The 18,221-nt window shown below is 70.8% G+C and carries 12 protein-coding genes and 1 pseudogene; 4 read left to right on the forward strand and 9 right to left on the reverse strand.

Annotation, left to right across the window (positions count from 1 at the left end):
* The first annotated feature begins 24 nt into the window (after positions 1-24).
* Complete coding sequence (locus OG753_RS40110; protein ID WP_327260086.1) at positions 25-480, forward strand: hypothetical protein; 456 nt, start codon at positions 25-27, stop codon at positions 478-480.
* Positions 481-823: 343 nt separating this feature from the next.
* Here the strand turns inward: OG753_RS40110 and OG753_RS40115 are convergent, their stop codons facing one another.
* Positions 824-1,051, reverse strand: a complete 228-nt coding sequence (locus tag OG753_RS40115; RefSeq protein ID WP_405786615.1) for a hypothetical protein — start codon at positions 1,049-1,051, stop codon at positions 824-826.
* 158 nt (positions 1,052-1,209) lie between these two features.
* Between OG753_RS40115 and OG753_RS40120 the strand changes: the two genes are divergently transcribed.
* A complete protein-coding gene (locus OG753_RS40120) occupies positions 1,210-2,523 on the forward strand; it encodes a hypothetical protein (protein ID WP_405786614.1) in 1,314 nt (437 codons plus the stop codon).
* Between the two features lie 361 nt (positions 2,524-2,884).
* Here OG753_RS40120 and OG753_RS40125 read toward each other — a convergent pair whose 3' ends face one another.
* Positions 2,885-3,340: a hypothetical protein gene (locus OG753_RS40125; RefSeq protein ID WP_405786613.1), complete on the reverse strand. Its 456-nt coding sequence runs from the start codon at positions 3,338-3,340 to the stop codon at positions 2,885-2,887.
* 621 nt (positions 3,341-3,961) lie between these two features.
* Between OG753_RS40125 and OG753_RS40130 the strand changes: the two are divergent.
* Positions 3,962-4,533 (forward strand): annotated as a pseudogene (locus tag OG753_RS40130) (snapalysin family zinc-dependent metalloprotease).
* A gap of 725 nt (positions 4,534-5,258) precedes the next feature.
* Here the strand turns inward: OG753_RS40130 and OG753_RS40135 are convergent.
* The 4 genes from OG753_RS40135 to OG753_RS40150 all read right to left on the reverse strand — a co-directional run bounded on the left by OG753_RS40135 (position 5,259) and on the right by OG753_RS40150 (position 12,876).
* The gene (locus OG753_RS40135; protein WP_405786612.1) at positions 5,259-7,016 is read right to left on the reverse strand and encodes an FG-GAP repeat domain-containing protein; all 1,758 of its coding nucleotides are present in this window, start codon (positions 7,014-7,016) and stop codon (positions 5,259-5,261) included.
* A gap of 1,078 nt (positions 7,017-8,094) precedes the next feature.
* On the reverse strand, positions 8,095-9,741 hold the full coding sequence (locus OG753_RS40140) for a beta-1,3-glucanase family protein (protein WP_405786611.1): 1,647 nt from the start codon (positions 9,739-9,741) through the stop codon (positions 8,095-8,097).
* A gap of 134 nt (positions 9,742-9,875) precedes the next feature.
* The gene (locus tag OG753_RS40145; protein ID WP_405786610.1) at positions 9,876-11,135 is read right to left on the reverse strand and encodes a family 16 glycosylhydrolase; all 1,260 of its coding nucleotides are present in this window, start codon (positions 11,133-11,135) and stop codon (positions 9,876-9,878) included.
* A gap of 574 nt (positions 11,136-11,709) precedes the next feature.
* Positions 11,710-12,876, reverse strand: a complete 1,167-nt coding sequence (locus OG753_RS40150) for a S1 family peptidase (protein WP_405786609.1) — start codon at positions 12,874-12,876, stop codon at positions 11,710-11,712.
* Between the two features lie 454 nt (positions 12,877-13,330).
* Between OG753_RS40150 and OG753_RS40155 the strand changes: the two genes are divergently transcribed.
* Positions 13,331-13,678 carry a lamin tail domain-containing protein gene (locus OG753_RS40155; RefSeq protein WP_405786608.1) on the forward strand — a complete coding sequence of 116 codons (348 nt, stop codon included), beginning with the start codon at positions 13,331-13,333 and terminating at the stop codon, positions 13,676-13,678.
* A gap of 422 nt (positions 13,679-14,100) precedes the next feature.
* Here the strand turns inward: OG753_RS40155 and OG753_RS40160 are convergent, their stop codons facing one another.
* The 3 genes from OG753_RS40160 to OG753_RS40170 all read right to left on the reverse strand — a co-directional run bounded on the left by OG753_RS40160 (position 14,101) and on the right by OG753_RS40170 (position 18,114).
* Positions 14,101-15,327, reverse strand: coding sequence for a PP2C family protein-serine/threonine phosphatase (locus OG753_RS40160; protein ID WP_405786607.1), 1,227 nt, complete (start codon positions 15,325-15,327; stop codon positions 14,101-14,103).
* Between the two features lie 260 nt (positions 15,328-15,587).
* Positions 15,588-16,130, reverse strand: a complete 543-nt coding sequence (locus OG753_RS40165) for a hypothetical protein (RefSeq protein WP_405786606.1) — start codon at positions 16,128-16,130, stop codon at positions 15,588-15,590.
* A 1,252-nt stretch (positions 16,131-17,382) separates the two neighbouring features.
* A complete protein-coding gene (locus OG753_RS40170; protein WP_405786604.1) occupies positions 17,383-18,114 on the reverse strand; it encodes a DUF4386 domain-containing protein in 732 nt (243 codons plus the stop codon).
* Between the last annotated feature and the right edge of the window lie 107 nt (positions 18,115-18,221).

The following is an 18,221-nucleotide window of genomic DNA, read 5'->3' on the forward strand; positions in this document are numbered from 1 at the left end:
GCCGTTGCCGGAGGGGTCGCCCTCATGGCGGCCCCGGCCGAGGAGTACCCCGCCGGCGACGGCTGGATCCGGGAACCGGCGTCGTCGAAGACCGCGCTCCGCGCCGCACGCGACCCCTCGCGGGCCGCGGTCTCGGCGGAACTCGCCGCCGCGGCCGCGGCCGCCGGGATCCCTGCAGGCCCGGTCCCTACCTCGGACGGGGGCGGGACGGCCGACTGCATCGCGGACTGGACTGGCGACGGCCCCGCGGACGAGGCCCGACTGGCCGCCCTGGAGACCGCCTTGGAGGCACGCGGCTGGCAGGTCATGGCCCGCCGGGAGGGTCCCGTCCCGGGAGTGGCCCTGAGCAGCGGCCCCTGGCGGCTGGAGCTGCACAACGGAGGCCTCCTGAACACCGCCACCCTGGTCGCCAGGCGCATCACCGAGTCCTGCGACGAAGCATTCCGTCGCGAGGAGGAGACCCGGGGGCCACGAGGCTGACCGGCCGGGCAGGTCAGCCTCGAACAGGTCTCCGGCCCGCCGCTGCCCACCTGTTCCAGAGCGTCACCCCTCACCGGCCGCAGGTCATTTCCCCCCACCCCGCGTGAGCCCGGACCATCCCCGCCGGTGTCGGGCTCGACTGGCGTCGACCCCGACACCGGCGAGTCGACATGGACCGCCACGGCCGGATCAACACCCCGCTGTGAAGGAGGCCGTGCGGTCCTCGTCGTTCATCCTGCCGTCCATGGAGACGGCGGTGCGCAGGATGCGGACGATCTCCTCCGCCGGGATCCCCCGGCTCGGTGGACCTCGTGCATGATCTCGCCGATGCAGGTGGCGGTCTCTACCGTTCGGGTGCGGGCGGGGCTTCGGAAGGGCTCTGCTCGGCGTGCCCGCTCCGGGGGCGGTGGTGCCAGGCCGCGTACAGGCCGGCCAGAGCGGAGGCGTAGCCGGCGAGAGCCTCGGGGGAGACACGGCCGACGAGGACGAGGACGACGCCGGTCACCAGGACCGCCAGGAACACGGCGAGATCTACGGGAAAGCTGCCACGCGGGGGACGACGGCTCGGCACGATGGTTCTCCTCAGTACATGGAAGGTCGCAGGACATCACCGCCGCCGCTCTGCCGCTGAGGCCGTGCCGCGGGGTGTGGTTCGAGCGTCACGTCCCGGCAATGGGTGCGCCAAGGGAAACGATCTTCTTTCCGCAACTGTCAACCGGGAGAACAGGCATGACGGGTGTTGCCGAGGAGGGAACCGGCGGCGAAGCCACCGCAGGCGCAGGGCCCCGGCCCGGCCGCCGACCACTCAACCCGCTGAAACCGGAGGTCTTCAGGAACCGTCCGCACAAGCTGGCGCTCGTCCGGCACCTCCGGTCCCTGATCGACGCCGCGGACCTGGCCAGCAAGAACGTCGCCCCGGGCGCGGCCATGAGCGCCTCGACCCTCTCTAAGAACCTCTCGGGCGACCGGCTTCCCCAGCGCTCCACGGTCGAGGCGATCGTCCAGCTCTGCGGGGCGAGCGACGAGGTCCGGTCCCTGTCGCTGCGCCTGCACACCGCGGCCCTCGGAGAGGTGCACCCGGCCTTCGCCGAGCGCCTGGCGATGGCCGACGCCTACGAGGAGACCGTCCTCCTCCATGACCGGGTCCAGGCCCGCCTGGAGGAGGTCATCGGCGAGCACCGCCGCCGGCAGGCCGCTTACGACGACCTCCTGGTCCGGCACGAAGCGACCGGCCAGGCCCTCACCGCAGCCGAGGACGAACTCCGTACCCGGCAGCATGACCATCAGCAGGAGACCGCCCGCCTGAACGCCCTGCTCCAGGAGGAACAAGAGGCTCGCCGACGGGACCGCACCGCCTTCGACGCCCGCCTCGACCGGGCGCGAGCCGACAGCGCGGAGCAGCTACGGGCCCGGGAAACGAAGGAAGCGCGCCTCGGCCAGGACCTGCTCGCACAGGAGAACGAGATCCAAATCGTCCGCGGGCTGCTGGAGGACTCGGCCGCCGAGGCGACAGCCCTCCGGCAGGAACGCGACCGCCTACGCGTCGAGTCCGCCCGGCTGCGCGAGGACCTGGTGAGCCTCCAGGCGGAACTCGCGGCAGCCGGAGCCGGCCAGGACGAACACGTCGAGGACCTGCCGCTCGCCCCGGCACAGCAGGCCGTCGGCCGGGTCCTCGACCGTCATCCCGCCCCGCGGGAGGACGGCGAAGAGACGGGGCGGCCGCCGGTTGCCCGGGACGCGACCCAGGCCGACGGCGGGGCCGGCATCCCGGTGGCCGCCCATCCGAAGCCGCAGCTGAGAGACCGCGTCGACAGGCTCCAGCTGGCATCCAGGGGCGCCTTCGTGGTCGGCGTGGTGCTCTTCGGCATCGGACTGTTCCAGTACACCGGGCCGGTGCTGGAAGCCCGCCTGACGGCTGCCGGAGGGTGGTTCGTCGGCAGCGGAGCCCTCGTGCTCTTCGTCGGGTTCATCCTCAAGGCTGTACGCGACGCGAGGTACTGCTCCGTCGACCCCACCGACTACGCATACATGTATGACCTATGACTTATGACCTCCTCGAAGGCGTGAGCGGCCCCGGGGTTGGGCCCCGCCCGGGGACGCTGGGGCCGCCCACGGCCGTCGGAGGCTGAGGGTGTTGTTCGGTCTGGTCCACGTCGTCGCGGCACGGGGTGCAGCAGCGGAATTGCCTGTGATCCTTCCCCGGTTCGCGGCTTACCGGTACATCGCCATCGCGGGTGTCGGCAAGCCGCTGGTTCCTGCTCATGCTGAGAGTCGTCCAACAGAAGAACCTCGCGGGCGGCCGGCCGTCGAGGGATCCCGCCCGGACATCGACGCTCGAAGCGCCCTGCCACCACTTCCGGCCCGCCCTGCCCGTACTGACGAACCGCGAAGCCAACCGCCGAGGTCAGTAGGTGTTCATGTACCAGATCGTGCCACCGAAAAAGATCGGAAGAGTGAACGCCATCTGCAGCACCCAGGGCACATCCGGCCCCTCGTCATCAGGCTTGGCCGGGTTCTCCGCACGCCACGTCATGAAGCTGCGCATGGCCTTCCAGTGCCCCACAACCCCCAGCGCGATCCCCAGGGTTATCCCGCAGTAGACGGGAAGTACCTCGCTCAGAGACCACTCTTGCTTGACGCTCGAGGCGGTGAGCACCACGAACCCTGCCACCGGGCCGCATGACACCCAGAGCTTTTGCCGCCAGTTCACCATCCCGGGCAACAGCGCGGCGAGATACACAACCACACTGATCGTGGCGAACAGCCACCACAGGGGAGAAGACTTATCCGGCATCAAAACCCTTTCATCTACCCTCGCGACCGTGGCCCGAAGGTTCCCCACCTCGCCCGCAACGGCCATCTGGCCAACCGGCCCAGCGGCGCAAGATCCACAGGACAACCCTAGTCGCCCGCTGATGACGAAGATCAGGAAACTGCCGGACGGTCTAACCCTTGACCTGCAGCTTCACGTTGGCGGAGCCCACTGGCCAGGCACCCGCCACCGCCTAGACCGCCTTTGATCAGGGCTGTGAGCGCGGCGGCCATGCCGGGCGCGGACCACGGGCGCCGGGCAGCGGAGCGTCGGCGGGCCGGAGGCCGCTCGTCCGGCAGCCCAACAGTGTGGGAGGTGGCCTCGTCCGTCGCGATGGGCTGCTCTTTCCCGGCTCCGCGTTCCCGCAATCGCGGCCCGCGTGCGCCACCGAGTTCACCCACGTCCTGGACAGCCCGGCGGGGCGGATCGGAGCGCCTGTTCGCATCTTGTTCTGGCGGCCGGGCCGCCCGCTGTCCGGGCATCGGCCGGAGGGCCCGCGGGAATTGGCTGGCAGGTGCATGACGGGATAGTGGGATTCGGGACTACCTTCTTAGGGCTCCGGAGGGGCGGCTGTCCGGACTCGCGGGCCACAGGCGGGCGGTGGCGGCGTCTCCAGTGCCCCGGCTCCGCCGAGGGGCCGGGTCCCCCCACGCATGAAGGAAGACGACCATGTCTCTGGGCACCTGGCTGAAAGTCGGCACCTCTGCCGCCGCGCTGGTCCTCGCGGCTGCAACCGCCGCGACCGCGGCACCCGCGCCCATACCGGACGCCACCGCAGCGATAGTGACACTCCGATACGACGACAGCCGAGCCGGCGGCTGGGAAGCGGCCATTGCGGCCGGGTCGCTTCCTGGAACGCGAACGTCAGCAACGTACGGCTGGTGGAGGCCGCGCCCGGGGCCCGGGCCGAGATCGTCATCGTGGCCACCACCGGCTGGCCGCAAGCCACCCTCGGTCCGGTCCGTCCGGGGCGACAGGTCCGAGTCGAACTCGGCGCGCAGGCCGTGAGCCAGGGGTACGACAAGACGCGCATCGCTGCGCACGAGCTGGGCCACAGCCTGGGCCTCCCGGACACCAAACCGGGACCGTGCTCGCAGCTGATGTCCGGGTCCAGCGCCGGGACGGCCTGCACCAACGCCGTGCCCAACGCGACGGAGCGGTCCCGCGTGCAGAACGCCTACGCGAACGGGTTCGCGGCAGCCGTGCCGACCGACGGCCGGGTACTCATCGACGCCCCCTGACCGGCGAGTCGGCGGGTGGGCCGGTGCGGGCTCCGGCTGGGACGGGACTCCCGTAGGGCGGCCGTGCCGGTCCACTGCCACGCCTTCCTCGGGAAGCAGTTTCGGGCGCGGGTACTGCTCAAGCGGTGAACTTCGTGGGCCCCTGCACCCACGGCTCGGAAGGCTCGTGGCCGAGCTGTCGAACTCTCCGGCGCCGGCTCGCTCGATCGCCTCGATCAGAAAGGAGCGGGCCCGACGGACCACCTCCCGTTCGCCCGCGCGCTCGCGCTGGAGCGCGCCGGCGGCGGCGAGGGTCTGCACCATGAACTTTCACCGACGGCAGGGGCGTGCCCCGTCGGTTCCTACCGTTGCCCGTCGCAGCCGCCCGCGAGCAGAAGCCGATGAGCGCCCAACCCGGCGTGAACTGATCCTCGGCGCGGAACAGCTCGGGGCCGGTGCGGACCGCGTCCACCTGGAAGGCCAGGTGGTCCGCGTCTGCCAGGACAGGCATGGCCGACCGTCCCATCGACACCACCGTCGGTCGTGGTGGCACATCACCGTGCGCACAGCCGTCCAACAGCACTGAGCGTCACCGCTCCACGGACGGGCCAGAACCCGGACTCGTGAAGTGCCCTGTTCGTCCCTGGGCGGCCGCACCGGCCGTAGGACACCGGTCCGGCCCGCCGGCTGGTGCCGGTGGACCGGACCCGTGCCGTCGCCGCTTCGCGACCGGGCAGCCTCGGGACTCAGACGATGTTCTTGTAGAGGTTCCAACCGGTACCGAACTTCACCCGGGCGGCGAAGGTCTCGGTACCGGCCTTGCCCGTCGAGGAGTACCGGTACACGACGCCGTTCGGAAGACGGCAGAGCAGGTCGCCCTTGCTGTCGCCGTCGATGTCACCCGGAACGAACAGCTTGTCGTACTGGTCGAAGCCGCTGCCCACCTGCTCCCGGGTGGCGAACGGCGCGGTGGCCGTGCCCGTGCCCTTGAAGAGGAACAGGCGGCCGGAGGCGTCCCGGGCGAGCAGGTCGGGCCGCCCGTCGCCGGAGTAATCGCCCGCGCCGACGAGCGCGTCGTAGCCGTTCCAGCCGGTGCCGACCTTGATGCGCGCGCCGAACCTGGTCACCAGCGCACCGTCGCCGGGATGGAGCCACAGAGTGCCGGCGGAGTCGCGACCGAGGAGGTCGCCCTTGCCGTCGCCGGTGAGGTCACCGGGGCCGACCGTCATGGTGTAGTTCCACGTCGTGCTGACCCGCTCGCCCTGGATGTACAGGTCGCTGCCGATGTTCTGCACGTAGGTCGCGTGGTTGCGGCTGTTGAGACCGGTGGCGTACGTGTTGCGGGAGCCGGGCGTCTCCTTGCCGGCCCAGACCGGTGGCGACCGGTAGTCGCCGTTGGCCAGGGCGCTGTACTTGGCGAGGTCGTCGTCCGCTTCGGTGCCGAGGTTCTGTCCCTTGCCGTAGAGCGGCGTGGTGCCCGCGCCGACGATGAACTTGTTGAATTCATAGCCACTGCCGAAGTACGCGGGTGCGGCGAACTTGCCGCCACCGACCGACTTGAACCAGTACTCCACGCCGTCCCGGTCGCGGGCGAGCAGGTCGCTCAGACCGTCGCCGTCACCGTCGTCCGAGCCGGTGATCACGTTGTACGCGTTCCAGCCGGTGCTGACCTTGACACGGGCCTTGAGCGGGGCGGTGGCGCTGCCGGCTCCCTTGTGGAACCACAACTCACCGCTCAGCGTACGGGTGAGGACGTCGCCCAGGCCGTCGCCGTCGACGTCGTCGGCTCCGACCAGTTGGTCGTAGATCCCCCAGCTGGAGCCGACCTTGACCCGCGTGTTGAAGGGTTTGCTCACGCTTCCGGTGCCGGTGTACAGCCACAGGTCGCCGGCGTGGTCCCGGGCCAGCAAGTCGGGATGGCGGTCTCCGGTCAGGTCGCCGGTGGCCATGACGCGGTTGTAGATCTGCCATCCGCGGCCCGACCAAAGGGGCGCCGACGTGCTCGTCAGGCCGGCTTCGTAGAGCGTGAGGACACCGTCGAAGGAGAGCGAGAGCAGCTCGGCCTTGCTGGTGCCGCCCACGTTGCCCACCGGCAGCAGGTCCTTGAACGAGGCGGAGGGGTCGGGGTCGGTCTTGTAGATCGTGTATTGGCTCCAGGTCGAGATCGACGACAGATAGACGGCCGTGGTCTGGTCGAACTCCATGACGATCATGTCGCTGATGCCGTCGCCGTCGACATCGTGCCGCGGCTTGGCGGCGGTCGGCGCCGCCGGCCGCACGGCGCGGTCGGGCATGACGACGCTCGGGTACTCGCGATCGCTGCCCGGTGCGGCCTCGGGGACCGAATCCGCCGCCGGGCCGGCCGATGGCCGGGCGGCGGCGGATTCGGGTATGCCGGGCTGCGGGGCGGCGCTGCTCGGGGCGGCGGCCAGGGCGCTGACGGCCAGGGCCAGTACGCCGCCGGCGGCCAGTGCACTCAGTCTTCCGCGGTGCGATGAAGTCAAGATCCCCCCTGAGGATCGAGCCGGGACCCGCCCGGACACGTCTCGCTGTTTGCCTGGAGACACACATCCACGCGTGAACGGTTCCCACTTCCAGTCGTGCCGCGCATGCCGTGCCATTGACCACGCCGGTGGACTTTTATGCGCCAATTCCTTTTCACCCAGGTGTAGTTGATGGGGTGAGGGACTCCGACCGGCGGGTCGGCCGCTGCGGCAGCGGCCGCTACCGCAGCGGCGGCTTCGCCGACGAGATCTCCCTGGTTGGCGCGCGCAAACGGACGGCGGGCAGGAATGCCAGGGTGGCCAGGAGGGGCAGAAGATGCCGATCGCGCCGACAGGGCCGAGGGCTACGGTGGCGGCGCTGGCTGTGACTGCCCCGGCGGAGCGTCGGACGGAGGCGGCGGCTGCCATGCGGTCGCCCGACTCAGGACCAGGACCCGCCCCCAGAACCCGTCCGGGCCGAACCGGTCCGCGCTCTGCACGCCGCCCACCGGGCCCTCGCGGCCGTCGTGGCCCCGCTGGAGGACGAGGACTCTTGGCAGCCCACCGGCTGTACGGGCTGGGCCGTCCGGACCTGCTCTTCCGCTGCCTCATGGACTGCCGGCGCGGCCTCGTGGCCCTGCACACCCAGGCCCCCGGACCGGTCGACCGGGACGCCGTCACCTACTGGATCGACTGGCGCCCCGGTACCGAGGGCGCGGCCAACGGCCGACGTCGGGCGCGGGTCAGCGCGGGCATGTTCCTGCGCTTCGACCAGTTGCGCGGGCTGCTCGGCCGCCCGCTCCCGCTCGACCCGCGTCCTTCTCCCTGTTCGGCTGACGGCACCGGTGTTCCTCAGGTCGCCCCGTCCTGTCCGGGAGGCCTGCGGCCGACGCTCGTGGGGCCGGCTTCGAGGAGACCGCGCCCGGTGAGGAACCCTAAGGGCTGTCCCGTAATCCCCGGCGGGCGCACGACGCCAGCTACGGCACCTCGCTGCGTTGTCGGATCGCCCGAATACGCCCGGTATGAGTACGACCCTCCGCCTTGCGATGCACCGCATCTGACGCCGTGCGCTGACCCACCGCGGATTACGGGACAGCCCTTAGGCGAAGGAGAACCAGTTGACGTTGACGAAGTCGGAGGGCTGGCCGCTGTCGAAGGTCAGATAGACGTCGTGGGTTCCGGTGGTGCGGCGGATGTCGGCGGGGACGGTGCGCCAGGCCTGCCAGCCGCCGGTATTGGCGACGGCGAAGCCGCCGACCGGGGTGGCTGTGGGGCTGTCGAGGCGGACCTGGACCAGGCCGCTGACTCCGCCGGCGGCCCCGGAAGCGACTCGGGCGTCGAAGCGGGTGGCGCCGGTGGAGCCGAAGGCGACGGCCGAGAACTTGAGCCAGTCGCCGTTGGACAGATGGCCGACGGCGGATCCGCCGCCGCCGTCGGAGCAGGCCTCGACCTGTGCTCCGGACTGGGCATTGAACGCTTCGGCCTGGATGGTGGTGAAGGCGCTGACCCCGCCGCCCGGGGCGGTGGCGGTGGCGGTCGGCGTCGGGGCCGGTGTGCCGCCGCCGGCCACACCGCCGACCGTGATGGTCCAGCGGCCGGGGGTGCCGGACTGCACCTTGCCCTCGAAGTCGACTCCGTCCGGGTGCACGTCGTCGTAGGGGAAGGCGTACCCGAGATGGTCGGGGGTGGTGTTGTGCAGGATGCGGGAGTAGTGGTTGGTGCGCGGCCGGGTGTAGAAGGCGGCGGGCTTCTCCGCGGTCGGCTGGTGGGGGTTGTCCAGCAGGGTGGTGCGGTTGAAGGCGGCGGCGAGCCGTGCGCTGATATTGCCCATCAGGTCGTTGCCCGTGGTGAAGGGCGCGTCGCTGCAGGAGAAGATCGAAAGGGTGGACGGCTTGGCGAAGCTGCCGACCCCGGGGAAGGCGAGGACGTCGCCGTTCACCCGGCCGGTGACGGTTCCCCAGGTGAACTGGGTGTCGATGCGCAGGTCGGTGGAGCGGTACTTGTTCCACACCTCGTCCACGTAGCCGTCGAAGTAGCCGCGGAACAAGTCGCTGTTGCCGCGTATCGCCAGGTTGGGACTGAGTACGCGCACGTCGCGGCCGCCCGCGGTGACGATCAGCCGGCTCCAGTCGCTGCCGTCGGCGGCGGACTGGGCCCGCAGCGCTGCGGCGACCCGGGACAGTCCGTCGGCGGGCAGCCCGCGCACCGTCTGGGTGCCCTGCCCGGTCTCCAGTTGGAAGGCGATCGGCAGCGAGACCATGTCGACGAACGTGATGTTGGCGTACAACTGGTCGCTGTTGAAGGTGAACTCGCAGAAGTCGTGAGCGATGTTCGCGTTGGGGTCGGTGGGGTTGCTCACCGACGGCAGGGCCAGACCGCCGCCGCGGTTCACCAGGAAGGTGAGCTTCGTGCCGACGGAGAAGTAGATACGGCCGCTGTCCAGGCGCGGCAGCGTCACCCTCCGCGCTCCGGCGCCGGACGCGTTGAGCGGGATGGCACAGTCGGCCCCGAGCGGGGTCTGATCGTTGGCCGGGGCCGGCGGGTGGTACAGGCTGGAGCCGTTGGCCTGGACAAAGGCCCAGGTGCCGCCGGCCGCGGGGTCACGGCCGAGCACATAGGCGTACACCGTGTTGTTGCCGGTGGTGTTCACCAGGTCCAGGGGGAGCGTGGCGGTGGTGGACGCGTTGGCGCTCATCTCGAGCCAGGCTGCCGCGGCGGGCACGGCCAGGGCCAGGCCCGCTGTCACGGCGAGGAGTTTTCTACGGGGCAGGGTTCGCTGGTGGCGAGCCGTCACGGTGGGGGTCCGTTCTTCTTCAGGTCGGGCGGGGGAGCGGTCGGACGCAGGGACGGGGGAGAGGGGAGGGCGGCGGGGCTGGTGGGTCAGCCGACCGTCCACTTCTGGTTGGCGGCGCCGGTGCAGGTCCAGGTCTGCAACCGGGTGCCGTCGGCGGAGGAGTTGCCCTTGGCGTCCAGGCACTTGCCCGCACCGGTGTTGGTGAGGTCACGGGCGGCGGTGTACGTCCACTTCTGGGCGTTGGTGCCGTTGCAGGTGTAGAGCTGGACGACGGCGCCGTCGGCGGTGGAGCCGCCCGCGACGTCCAGGCACTTGCCGAGGGCGCGGACGGTGCCGTCGCCGCCGATGGTCCACTGCTGGGCCGCGCTGCCGGTGCAGTCGTGCAGCTGGATGGGGGTGCGGTCGGCGTCGGAGCCGCCGGCGACGTCGACGCACATGCCGCCGATGCCACGGATCGGGCGTGCGGAGGGGGCGCCGGCGGAGGAGGCGCGGACGTAGTCGACGGTCATCGTCTGCGGGAAGGACGTGGAGGCGTCCGGGCTGCCGGGCCAGTCCCCACCGACCGCCAGGTTGAGGATGATGAAGAACGGGTGGTCGAAGACCCACTTGTTGCCGCCGGTGTCGGCCGGCGTGAGGGTCTTGTACGTGGTGCCGTCCACCGACCAGACGAGGGAGTTCGGGCTCCAGTCGACGGCGAACACGTGGAAGTCGTCGGCGAAGGCGCGGCCGCCGGGCAGGTTGTACGCGGCGCCGAGGCCGCCCGCTCCGGAGTAGCCGGGGCCGTGCACCGTACCGTGCACGGTGTTGGGTTCGCGGCCGATGTTCTCCATGACGTCGATCTCGCCGCTGCCCGGCCAGCCCACGCTGCCGAGGTCGTTGCCGAGCATCCAGAAGGCGGGCCAGATGCCCTGGCCGCGCGGGATTTTGATGCGGGCCTCGAAGCGGCCGTACGCCTGGGTGAAGGTTTTGGCGGTGTTCAGCCGGGCCGAGGTGTATTGGCACTGCCCGTACCAGCAGCCGAGGCCGGCGTCGGTGTTCTTCCGCGCGGTGATGACGAGGTTGCCCTGGCCGTCGAGCGCGGCGTTCGAGGTGCTGTTGGTGTAGTACTGCAGCTCGTGGTTGCCGAAGCCCGAACCGCCGGTCTCGAGCGTCCACTTGGCGGCGTCAGGAGCGCGGCCGGCCGCGCCGTCGAACTCGTCCGACCAGGTCTGCGCGACAACTGCGGCACCCGCGGGCGGGGCCATCGAACGGGTGAAGGACATGAGCACCGCCGCGACCAGGGCGGTGGTCACGAGGAGCACCACTCCGCCGAGAGAGCGGCGACGTGCGCGATGAGCAGCAGCCATGGGCATGGTTCCTTGTCTGAACGGGGGAGGAGGGGGGCGGGCCGGGCGAGCGGTGAAGAGTGACAGGAGGGGTACGAGAGCGCTCTCAAACGTGACGCAATGTCACCCGAGGCAGTGAGTATTACGGAGGGGTAACTGTCATGGCAACGTCAGGCGACACTCCTCGCACGCCTCTGACCTGGGGTTTTCTCTTGTGGCCTTCGGCTTAACGATCTCTTAAGGCTGGCTTGATGCAGAGAGGTGTGAATCGGAGCCTCACGTGATCGCCGGCCGGACGGCCGCCGCGGGTACTCCGTGCGGGCGTCCGGACCGCGTACTCCCGGCCCCGCACCCGGCCCCGGCCGACGGTTCCTCGTCCATGCGCCGGTGCCCGGCACCGCGCAGCCCGGCATTCGGTGCACCGGCGTGCGGTGCACCGGCGTCGGTCCGCGGCACACCGGACAGGTCGACGAGCAGCGCCGCCGGCCCCGTACCGGAAGCCGGGCGCCAGGCCCTTCCGGGTGGGGTGCTCGCGCCCGGAAGGACCTGGTGCCGCGCCGACCTCAGGCGTGCGCAGGGCCAGGCGTGTCCAGCGTCAGGCGGTGTGCAGGGTCAGGCCGTAGCGGCCGAGGATCTCGTTGATCGGCTGGAACCACGTCTGGCCGCCGGACGAGCAGTTGCCCCAGCCGCCGGAGGTGACGCCCTGGGCCTGGTCCCCGCTGAGGAACGAGCCGCCGGAGTCGCCTCCCTCGGCGCACACGCTGGTCTTCGTCATCTGGTGGACGGCGCCCTGGCTGTAGTTGACGGTCTCGTTCTTGGCGAGGACGGTGCCGCAGCGCCAGTGTGTCGTGGACCCCGACCGGCAGATCGAGGCGCCCACAGGTGCCTCGGCGGAGCCGCGTACCAGCTGGTCCGGGATGGTGCCCCAGCCGAGCACCACCGGTACGGTCCACCAGCCGCTGTGGATGCCGACGTACGCGTAGTCGTTGCCGGGGAACGAGGATCCCCGGAAGGTGCCCATCGCGGATCCGTCCCAGCCGCGCACGGCGGCCCCCGCCTGCCCGCAGTGCCCAGCCGTCACGAAGCCGCCGTACACGGAGAAGCCGATCGAACAGCGGACGTTGCCGGTGTAGTACGGGTCGCCGCCGACGGTGCCCGCGGCGTAGGTACGGGGCGCCTGCGCCGTCTCGGCGACGGTGACGGGGCCGCCGGCCCGGGCCCGGTCGACGAACGCCCGTACGGCGGGGGTTTCCCGCTCGGTACGTACGACCGTGACGACGACGCTGTTGGTCCGCGGGTCGACGTGCCAGCCGGCCACCCCGGTGGGGGCGCGCAGCGTGTCCAGGCGCGCTTTGGCGCGGTCCAGCGCGGCGGCGCTGTGCCGGACGAGGCGGGTGTCGGCGCCCAGTGCCCGCGCCTCGGACTCCTTCGCGCGGTCGGTCACCGCGACGACGAGCCGGCCGGTGGAAGGCTCGTACCACGAGCCGCCGTACGCACCCCCCGCGGCCTGCCGTGCGGCCTTCTCCACGGCCGCGGCGGCCTTTTCTGCGCTCAGCCGTTCCTCGGCCTGGGAAGCGGTGAGCCCGAGGTCCCGGCGCATCGCGTCGAGCAGTCCGGCCGAGGCGGACGGCGCTGCGGCGGACGATGCCGCGGCGGCCTCCGGAAGCGGGGCGGCGCTCGCCGCGCCGGCGTGGGCGGCGCCCAGGCCGACGGTCAGGAGCAGGGCGGCGACGGCGGCGCGTAAGGGGGTGGTGTGTTTCACGAGACCTCCTGGTGTGGGGGATTGAACGCTTGAGAGCGCTCTCAGAGAGTGTCGGGCGCTACGCTAGCCGACCCCATTTGTCAGGTCCATACCAAGTTCTGGTTCCGCCGCGGCGGGACCCGCGGGACCACTCGGTCACCGAGGACTGTCCCGGGCGCCGAGGGCCGACTTCGTCACCGGCCTGACCGACGTCGCGGTCGCGGTTGGGGTCCGGGGCCGCGCCGCGATCGCCCTCGGCCACGAAGGCACCGCCCTGCCGATCGCCGACGTCTTCGCCGGCCGGGCCATCGCCCTCAGCGGCAACCAGCCGTCCCTCGGTCTCCTGAACGCGGTGTTCGGCAAGGCCTACACGGCAGCCCTGCGCGGCGACCACCCCACCACCCGCCGGCTCCTCGCCGAAGGCCGGCGCACCCTTTTTCGCTGGTGGGGCACTGTTCTTGAGGGAGCGTCACCCATGTCTTCTGCTTCTTCCTCCGTACGCCGCATCGCCGCCATCGTCCTGGCGGCCGGCGCGATCGTCTCGGCCGCGGCGCTCCCGGCGGCCGCCGCGGACGGTGATGACCGTCACCACCAGCAGCGGCCGCGGGTGGAGATCAGCCGGGTCCAGGCCGACAGCCCCGGACGCGACGACCGCTCCAACCGTTCCCTGAACGGCGAGTGGGTGGAGATCACCAACACCACCCGCACCGACCTCTTCCAGGACCGCCGCGACTACGTCTGGGACAACCGCTCCGACACCGCCACCCTGCGCGACGACCGCGGCCGCACCGTCGACAGCGAAACCTGGGGCCGCCGCCGCTAGGTCGTCTCTTTTGGATCTTGTCGGCCGAGCCCGCGTCGTCCGGTGCCGTGCATCGCAAGGCGGAGGAGTGCCGTTGTACTGGACGTACTGCGGTGCTCCGACAACGCGGCGAGGTGCGGTGCCGGGCGACGCGGGCCTGGGGGCACCTCCCACCGGTAGCTGGGGGAGCAAGATCCGAAAGAGACGACCTAACCCCTCGTCACCCGCCGGGTCCCCCGCACCATGCCGGGGATCCTGCGTGACGGGGCCGCACGGGCCGTCGCCTCACCGGGCGGCGGCCCGCACTGCTGGCCGAGCTGCGGCACCGAAGGCGGATGCCGGTGGTGGCGGTGGCCATGGGGAGATGAGCGCCGGTATCGCTCCCGGGGGCCCGCTTGCCCGTGCCGGTTCGCTGCGAGGGCGGCGGCTCCGGGAGGGGGCGTTCAGTCGAGAACCGCGAGGTGGCCGGCGGCGCCTCCGCGCCATTCGATCATGAAGAGGGTGGCGTCGTCGCTGGTGTGTCCGCCTCGTGCGCTCTTCAGCGTGTGGGAGAGCCGGCGCAGATCTGCCCGCATCCCCTCCGACGGGTTTTCCCCGAGGCGGTTGACGCAGCGGATGAGGCGTTCCTCGCCGAACTGCTCCCCGCCGGCGACGTGTTCTTCGATGATTCCGTCGGTGTAGCAGAGCACGCGGTCGCCCTGCTGGAGGGTGTGCTCTGTGATCCGGGGCTCCTCGCCGCCGAAGCCGACGGGCAGCGTCGTCGCGCTGTCCAGCTGCCGCAGGACCTTGCCGTCGCGGATGAGCAGGGGCGCGGGGTGGCCCGCGTTGACCAGCTCCAGCTCGCCGGTGGTGATGTTCAGGTGCATCAGCTGGGCGGTGACGAAGTGGTCGGGGCCGAACTGCCCGGAGATCGCGTCGTCCATGTACGTGTACTTCTCGGCCAGGCTGACGAACACGCGCCGGGCATGCCGGTAGGCGCCGATCGCGACGGTCGCCATCACGGCGGCGTTCAGGCCATGGCCCATCGCGTCGATCACGGCCACATGCAGGATGTTGTCGTTGAGGGCGTAGTCGAAGCTGTCACCGGCGACGCGGTAGGCGGGCTCCAGCATGCCGGCCACCGCGACCTGAGGCACGGTCATCGTCAGCGGCGGCAGCAGGCCCCACTGGATCTCCGCGGACACGCTCATCGGCTCCCGGCGCCGGGCCAGGAAGAACTGGTCGGTGTAGGCGTTCTTGGTGACCAGCAGATCAGCGACCAGACCGGCGAGCCGGCGCAGCAGCCGCCGGTCGTCCTCGCCGACATCGTCCAGGGTGAGGACCATCACGCCCACCGTGTCACTGCCGTCCAGCAGCGGCAGGTACATCCGCACGCCGCCGCGGGCTTGCGGCACCTCGACAACCTCCCCGCGCAGGAAGGCCCGGCCGGCGGGAGAGTCGATCACCGGCTGGGGCTGGCTGACGTGCAGCTTCCTGCCCGGAAGCGGCACCAGCAGTTCCTGCGCGTAGTCCTGGAGCAGGATGGAGACGTCACGACCTCCGAACCTACCCACCTCCTCAGCGATCAGAGGGGCGATCAGCTGCGGCGGCAGATGCGGCGCCCGGTCCAGCAGCAGGCCGAGCAGCCGCTCACCGAAACCCTCCGACCGGTCCACGCTCGCCTCGTCCATGGCCCGCCTCGCCACCTCGTACGTACCCGCCCACGCCGGTCACCGCCTCGGCACACCGTGCCCCGGGATAGGGCCGGAGCGGCTCATTGCGCCATGCGCGGCATGTCGGCTCACGCCGAACGCGGGGAAGAGCCCTGCACCGTCCTCTCTCGCTGCGGTCTCTGGAAGAGCAGTCCCACAGGGCGAAGGGAGCGAAAGGAGCCGGCAAGCATGCCCCTGCGGCATTGATCGTCAGGCGAGTGCCCCGGTTTCGATGGGTGTCAGGAGCGAGTGCCGGCCTCGCTCCGCTTCATGTAGCCGTCAGGAGGACACCCCGCGTCCGGGTCCTCTGTAGGGCACATGCTGGGATCCTCTGTATCGCCGAAGTCCCCGTAGAGGTAGACCCAAACCGTGCACGTCGGATCCTCGGTGAAGGACAGCCGAAGATCATTGCCGTGTGTGGCGGTCGCGTCGGGGATGTTGAGGCCGTCGCCTTCGGGGCTGGCGTAGAAGGCCCATCGGCCGTTGGACAGCTTCTCGGGGTGGGCGCAGTCAGCCATCGCTTTGACCTTGTCGAATCCCGTTCCAGTGAAGGTGTGTTCCTCCGAGAAGGTCAGGGACGTCCCTGCTGGGCTGGTCCACGTCCCTACCAGCTGCTCCTGCGGAATGTCCGCCGCGTGGATGGCTGCGCCGTACCCGCAAGACGCTGTGAGAACTACCCCAGTCACCGCAAGAACCATCGCCCGCCATCCACGCATGTCCGCCGACCTCTCCCCAGAGATTGGATGTCCGGCCTGTGGCCGCACCTCAGCATATTTGAACATGCTCAAAAAATGCGGCTTCCCTCGGGGTAGCCGCAAGCGACACCTCCCAAACCGGCCGTACGGCGCGGCTTCGACCGGTGGTCAGCGCGGCGGGGCGGTCGGACGGGCTTCGAGGTAAGCCGGTCCAGTCGGTGGAGGCGCGTCGTCGCCAGTGGGCGGCGGTGACGGGGTGGAGGCCGAGCATCGGCCCGAGGTCCGCTGGGGGCAGGTCCTGGGCCAGGGCGACGAGGGCGGTGGCGCGGGCGGGCCGATCGGGGATGTGGTGGGCGGCCAGACGGCGGCCGATGACGGTGGCGGCCTCGGACGCGCAGGTAGTCGACGGTTCGCGGGGCGGCCCGGCCGTCCCCCGCCGTGGCGTCAAGGTCGAGGTGGGTGAGCGGCCGGCCCGTGGCTATGAGGTCGGCGAGCAGACGCGCGGAGCGGGAGTTGCGTAGCCAGTTCAGGACGGTGCCGGGTTCAGGGCACTCGATCAGAGCTGCCCGCATGTGCGCGTACGCACCGCAGCCGTCGTCCGGGACGGTGGAGAACAGCGTGCCAAGACGGTCGCGCACCGCGCATCGGTCGCAGACCCCTTTTACCTGGTAGGAGCGAGGCTCGGCGCAGAAGTACGCCTCGACGTCCTCCGGCGTCCAGTCTGCGGATACGTGCCCGTGAACTCGCCGAACCGACGTACCGGGCTCACGCGATCCACGAGCGTCTTCGTTGCCAGCAGCCGGCTCCGCTGCTGGTCCTGCCACCCGCGCAGCATGGCGTCGAACATGGCGGGCTCCGGGTCCAGCGCACGGACGTTGCCTGCACGGACCAGCCGGATCGCACCCGGCACATCTGCCACACCCACCCCACACCTCCGACGGTTGCACCTCATGCAACATCGGGCGCCGGATGCTCCACCCCAGGTCCAGAACCCCACCCCCTCACCTGGGCGAGTGACACCCCCGTTCTCAGACCGCACCGCGCAGCCTGCGGAAGCGGCGGAATGATGCGGCCAGCCCGACTCCGCCTCCTTCGAGTCCTGCGCTTCGGCCAGGGGCACCATGTGGTCGATGTCCGGCGCGGTGGCGGAGGTGACGTCTGCTCGTCGTCGTACGACCACCGGCCGCGCCCGGTCAGTGTGCACCGCGGGCCGACCGCCGGCGGTTCGACGGCTTCGGCGATCAGGTCCTCGCGGCGGGTGTCGCAGCCGTCGGTGCGGTTCTCGCCGGCCTTCCGGAGCCTGCCGCTGTGGAACGTGGCCCGGATGTCCTGAGAGCGGTCACCCGATGCGGGCACCTTCGCCAACGCGTGCGTCGGCGAAAGTGTCGGCGCGTTCGTCGGCGCCTTCGTCGAAGCCCTTGCGGAGCAGCCGGACGGCCAGGGTCACCTCCCAGGCGAACACGGGCAGGGCGGCCAGCGACCCCGCCACCGAGACCTGCTCGTAGATCCCGAACAGCACGGCCGTCGCCGAGGCGCAGATCATCGCCCCGCCGACCAGCCCGAGGGCCGCGATGTACCGCGGCACGAGCCGCGCGCTGTACATCAGGGCCGCCAGCACCAGGGTGTTGGCGCCCAGCACGAAGTTCGGACCGAACAGGAACGTCCAGTCGTGAAAGGCCACCAGAGCACGGCCGACCGTGACCAGGGAAGCGTCGTCGGCGCCCGCCGCGCCCTCGGCCTGCCTCCTGAGGGTCACGACCGACAGCACGCCGATGATGCCCATGACGATGACGGCGGCCTCCAGCAGGCGGCCGCAGACGTAGCCGACGGCGGCCCCTCCGTTCCGTTTCCGCAGGACGGGATACAGCACGGCCCCGGTGCCCGTGACCGCCAGGACGAGTACGAATTCGCACAACGCCCCCAGGAACACGCGGGTGTCGGCGCCGGGTCCTATGACATACCCGGCGTCGTGCAGGACGGGGCGGTAGAGCGCGAGGCCACCGATCGCGGCGACCTCGGTGACGAGGAACAGCACTCCCGCGACGACCGCGGTTCTCCTGGTTGAGCTCATGCGGAACAGACCCCCCTCAAAAGGTGTACGGCGTACACCTTGCAGCTGCCGCCCACCCTAGGTGTACGCCGTACACTCGTCAAGGCGGGATGCACCCGCGCCGCCGT

The organism is Streptomyces sp. NBC_00029 (genome assembly GCF_045160505.1).
Lineage (GTDB): Bacteria > Actinomycetota > Actinomycetes > Streptomycetales > Streptomycetaceae > Streptomyces.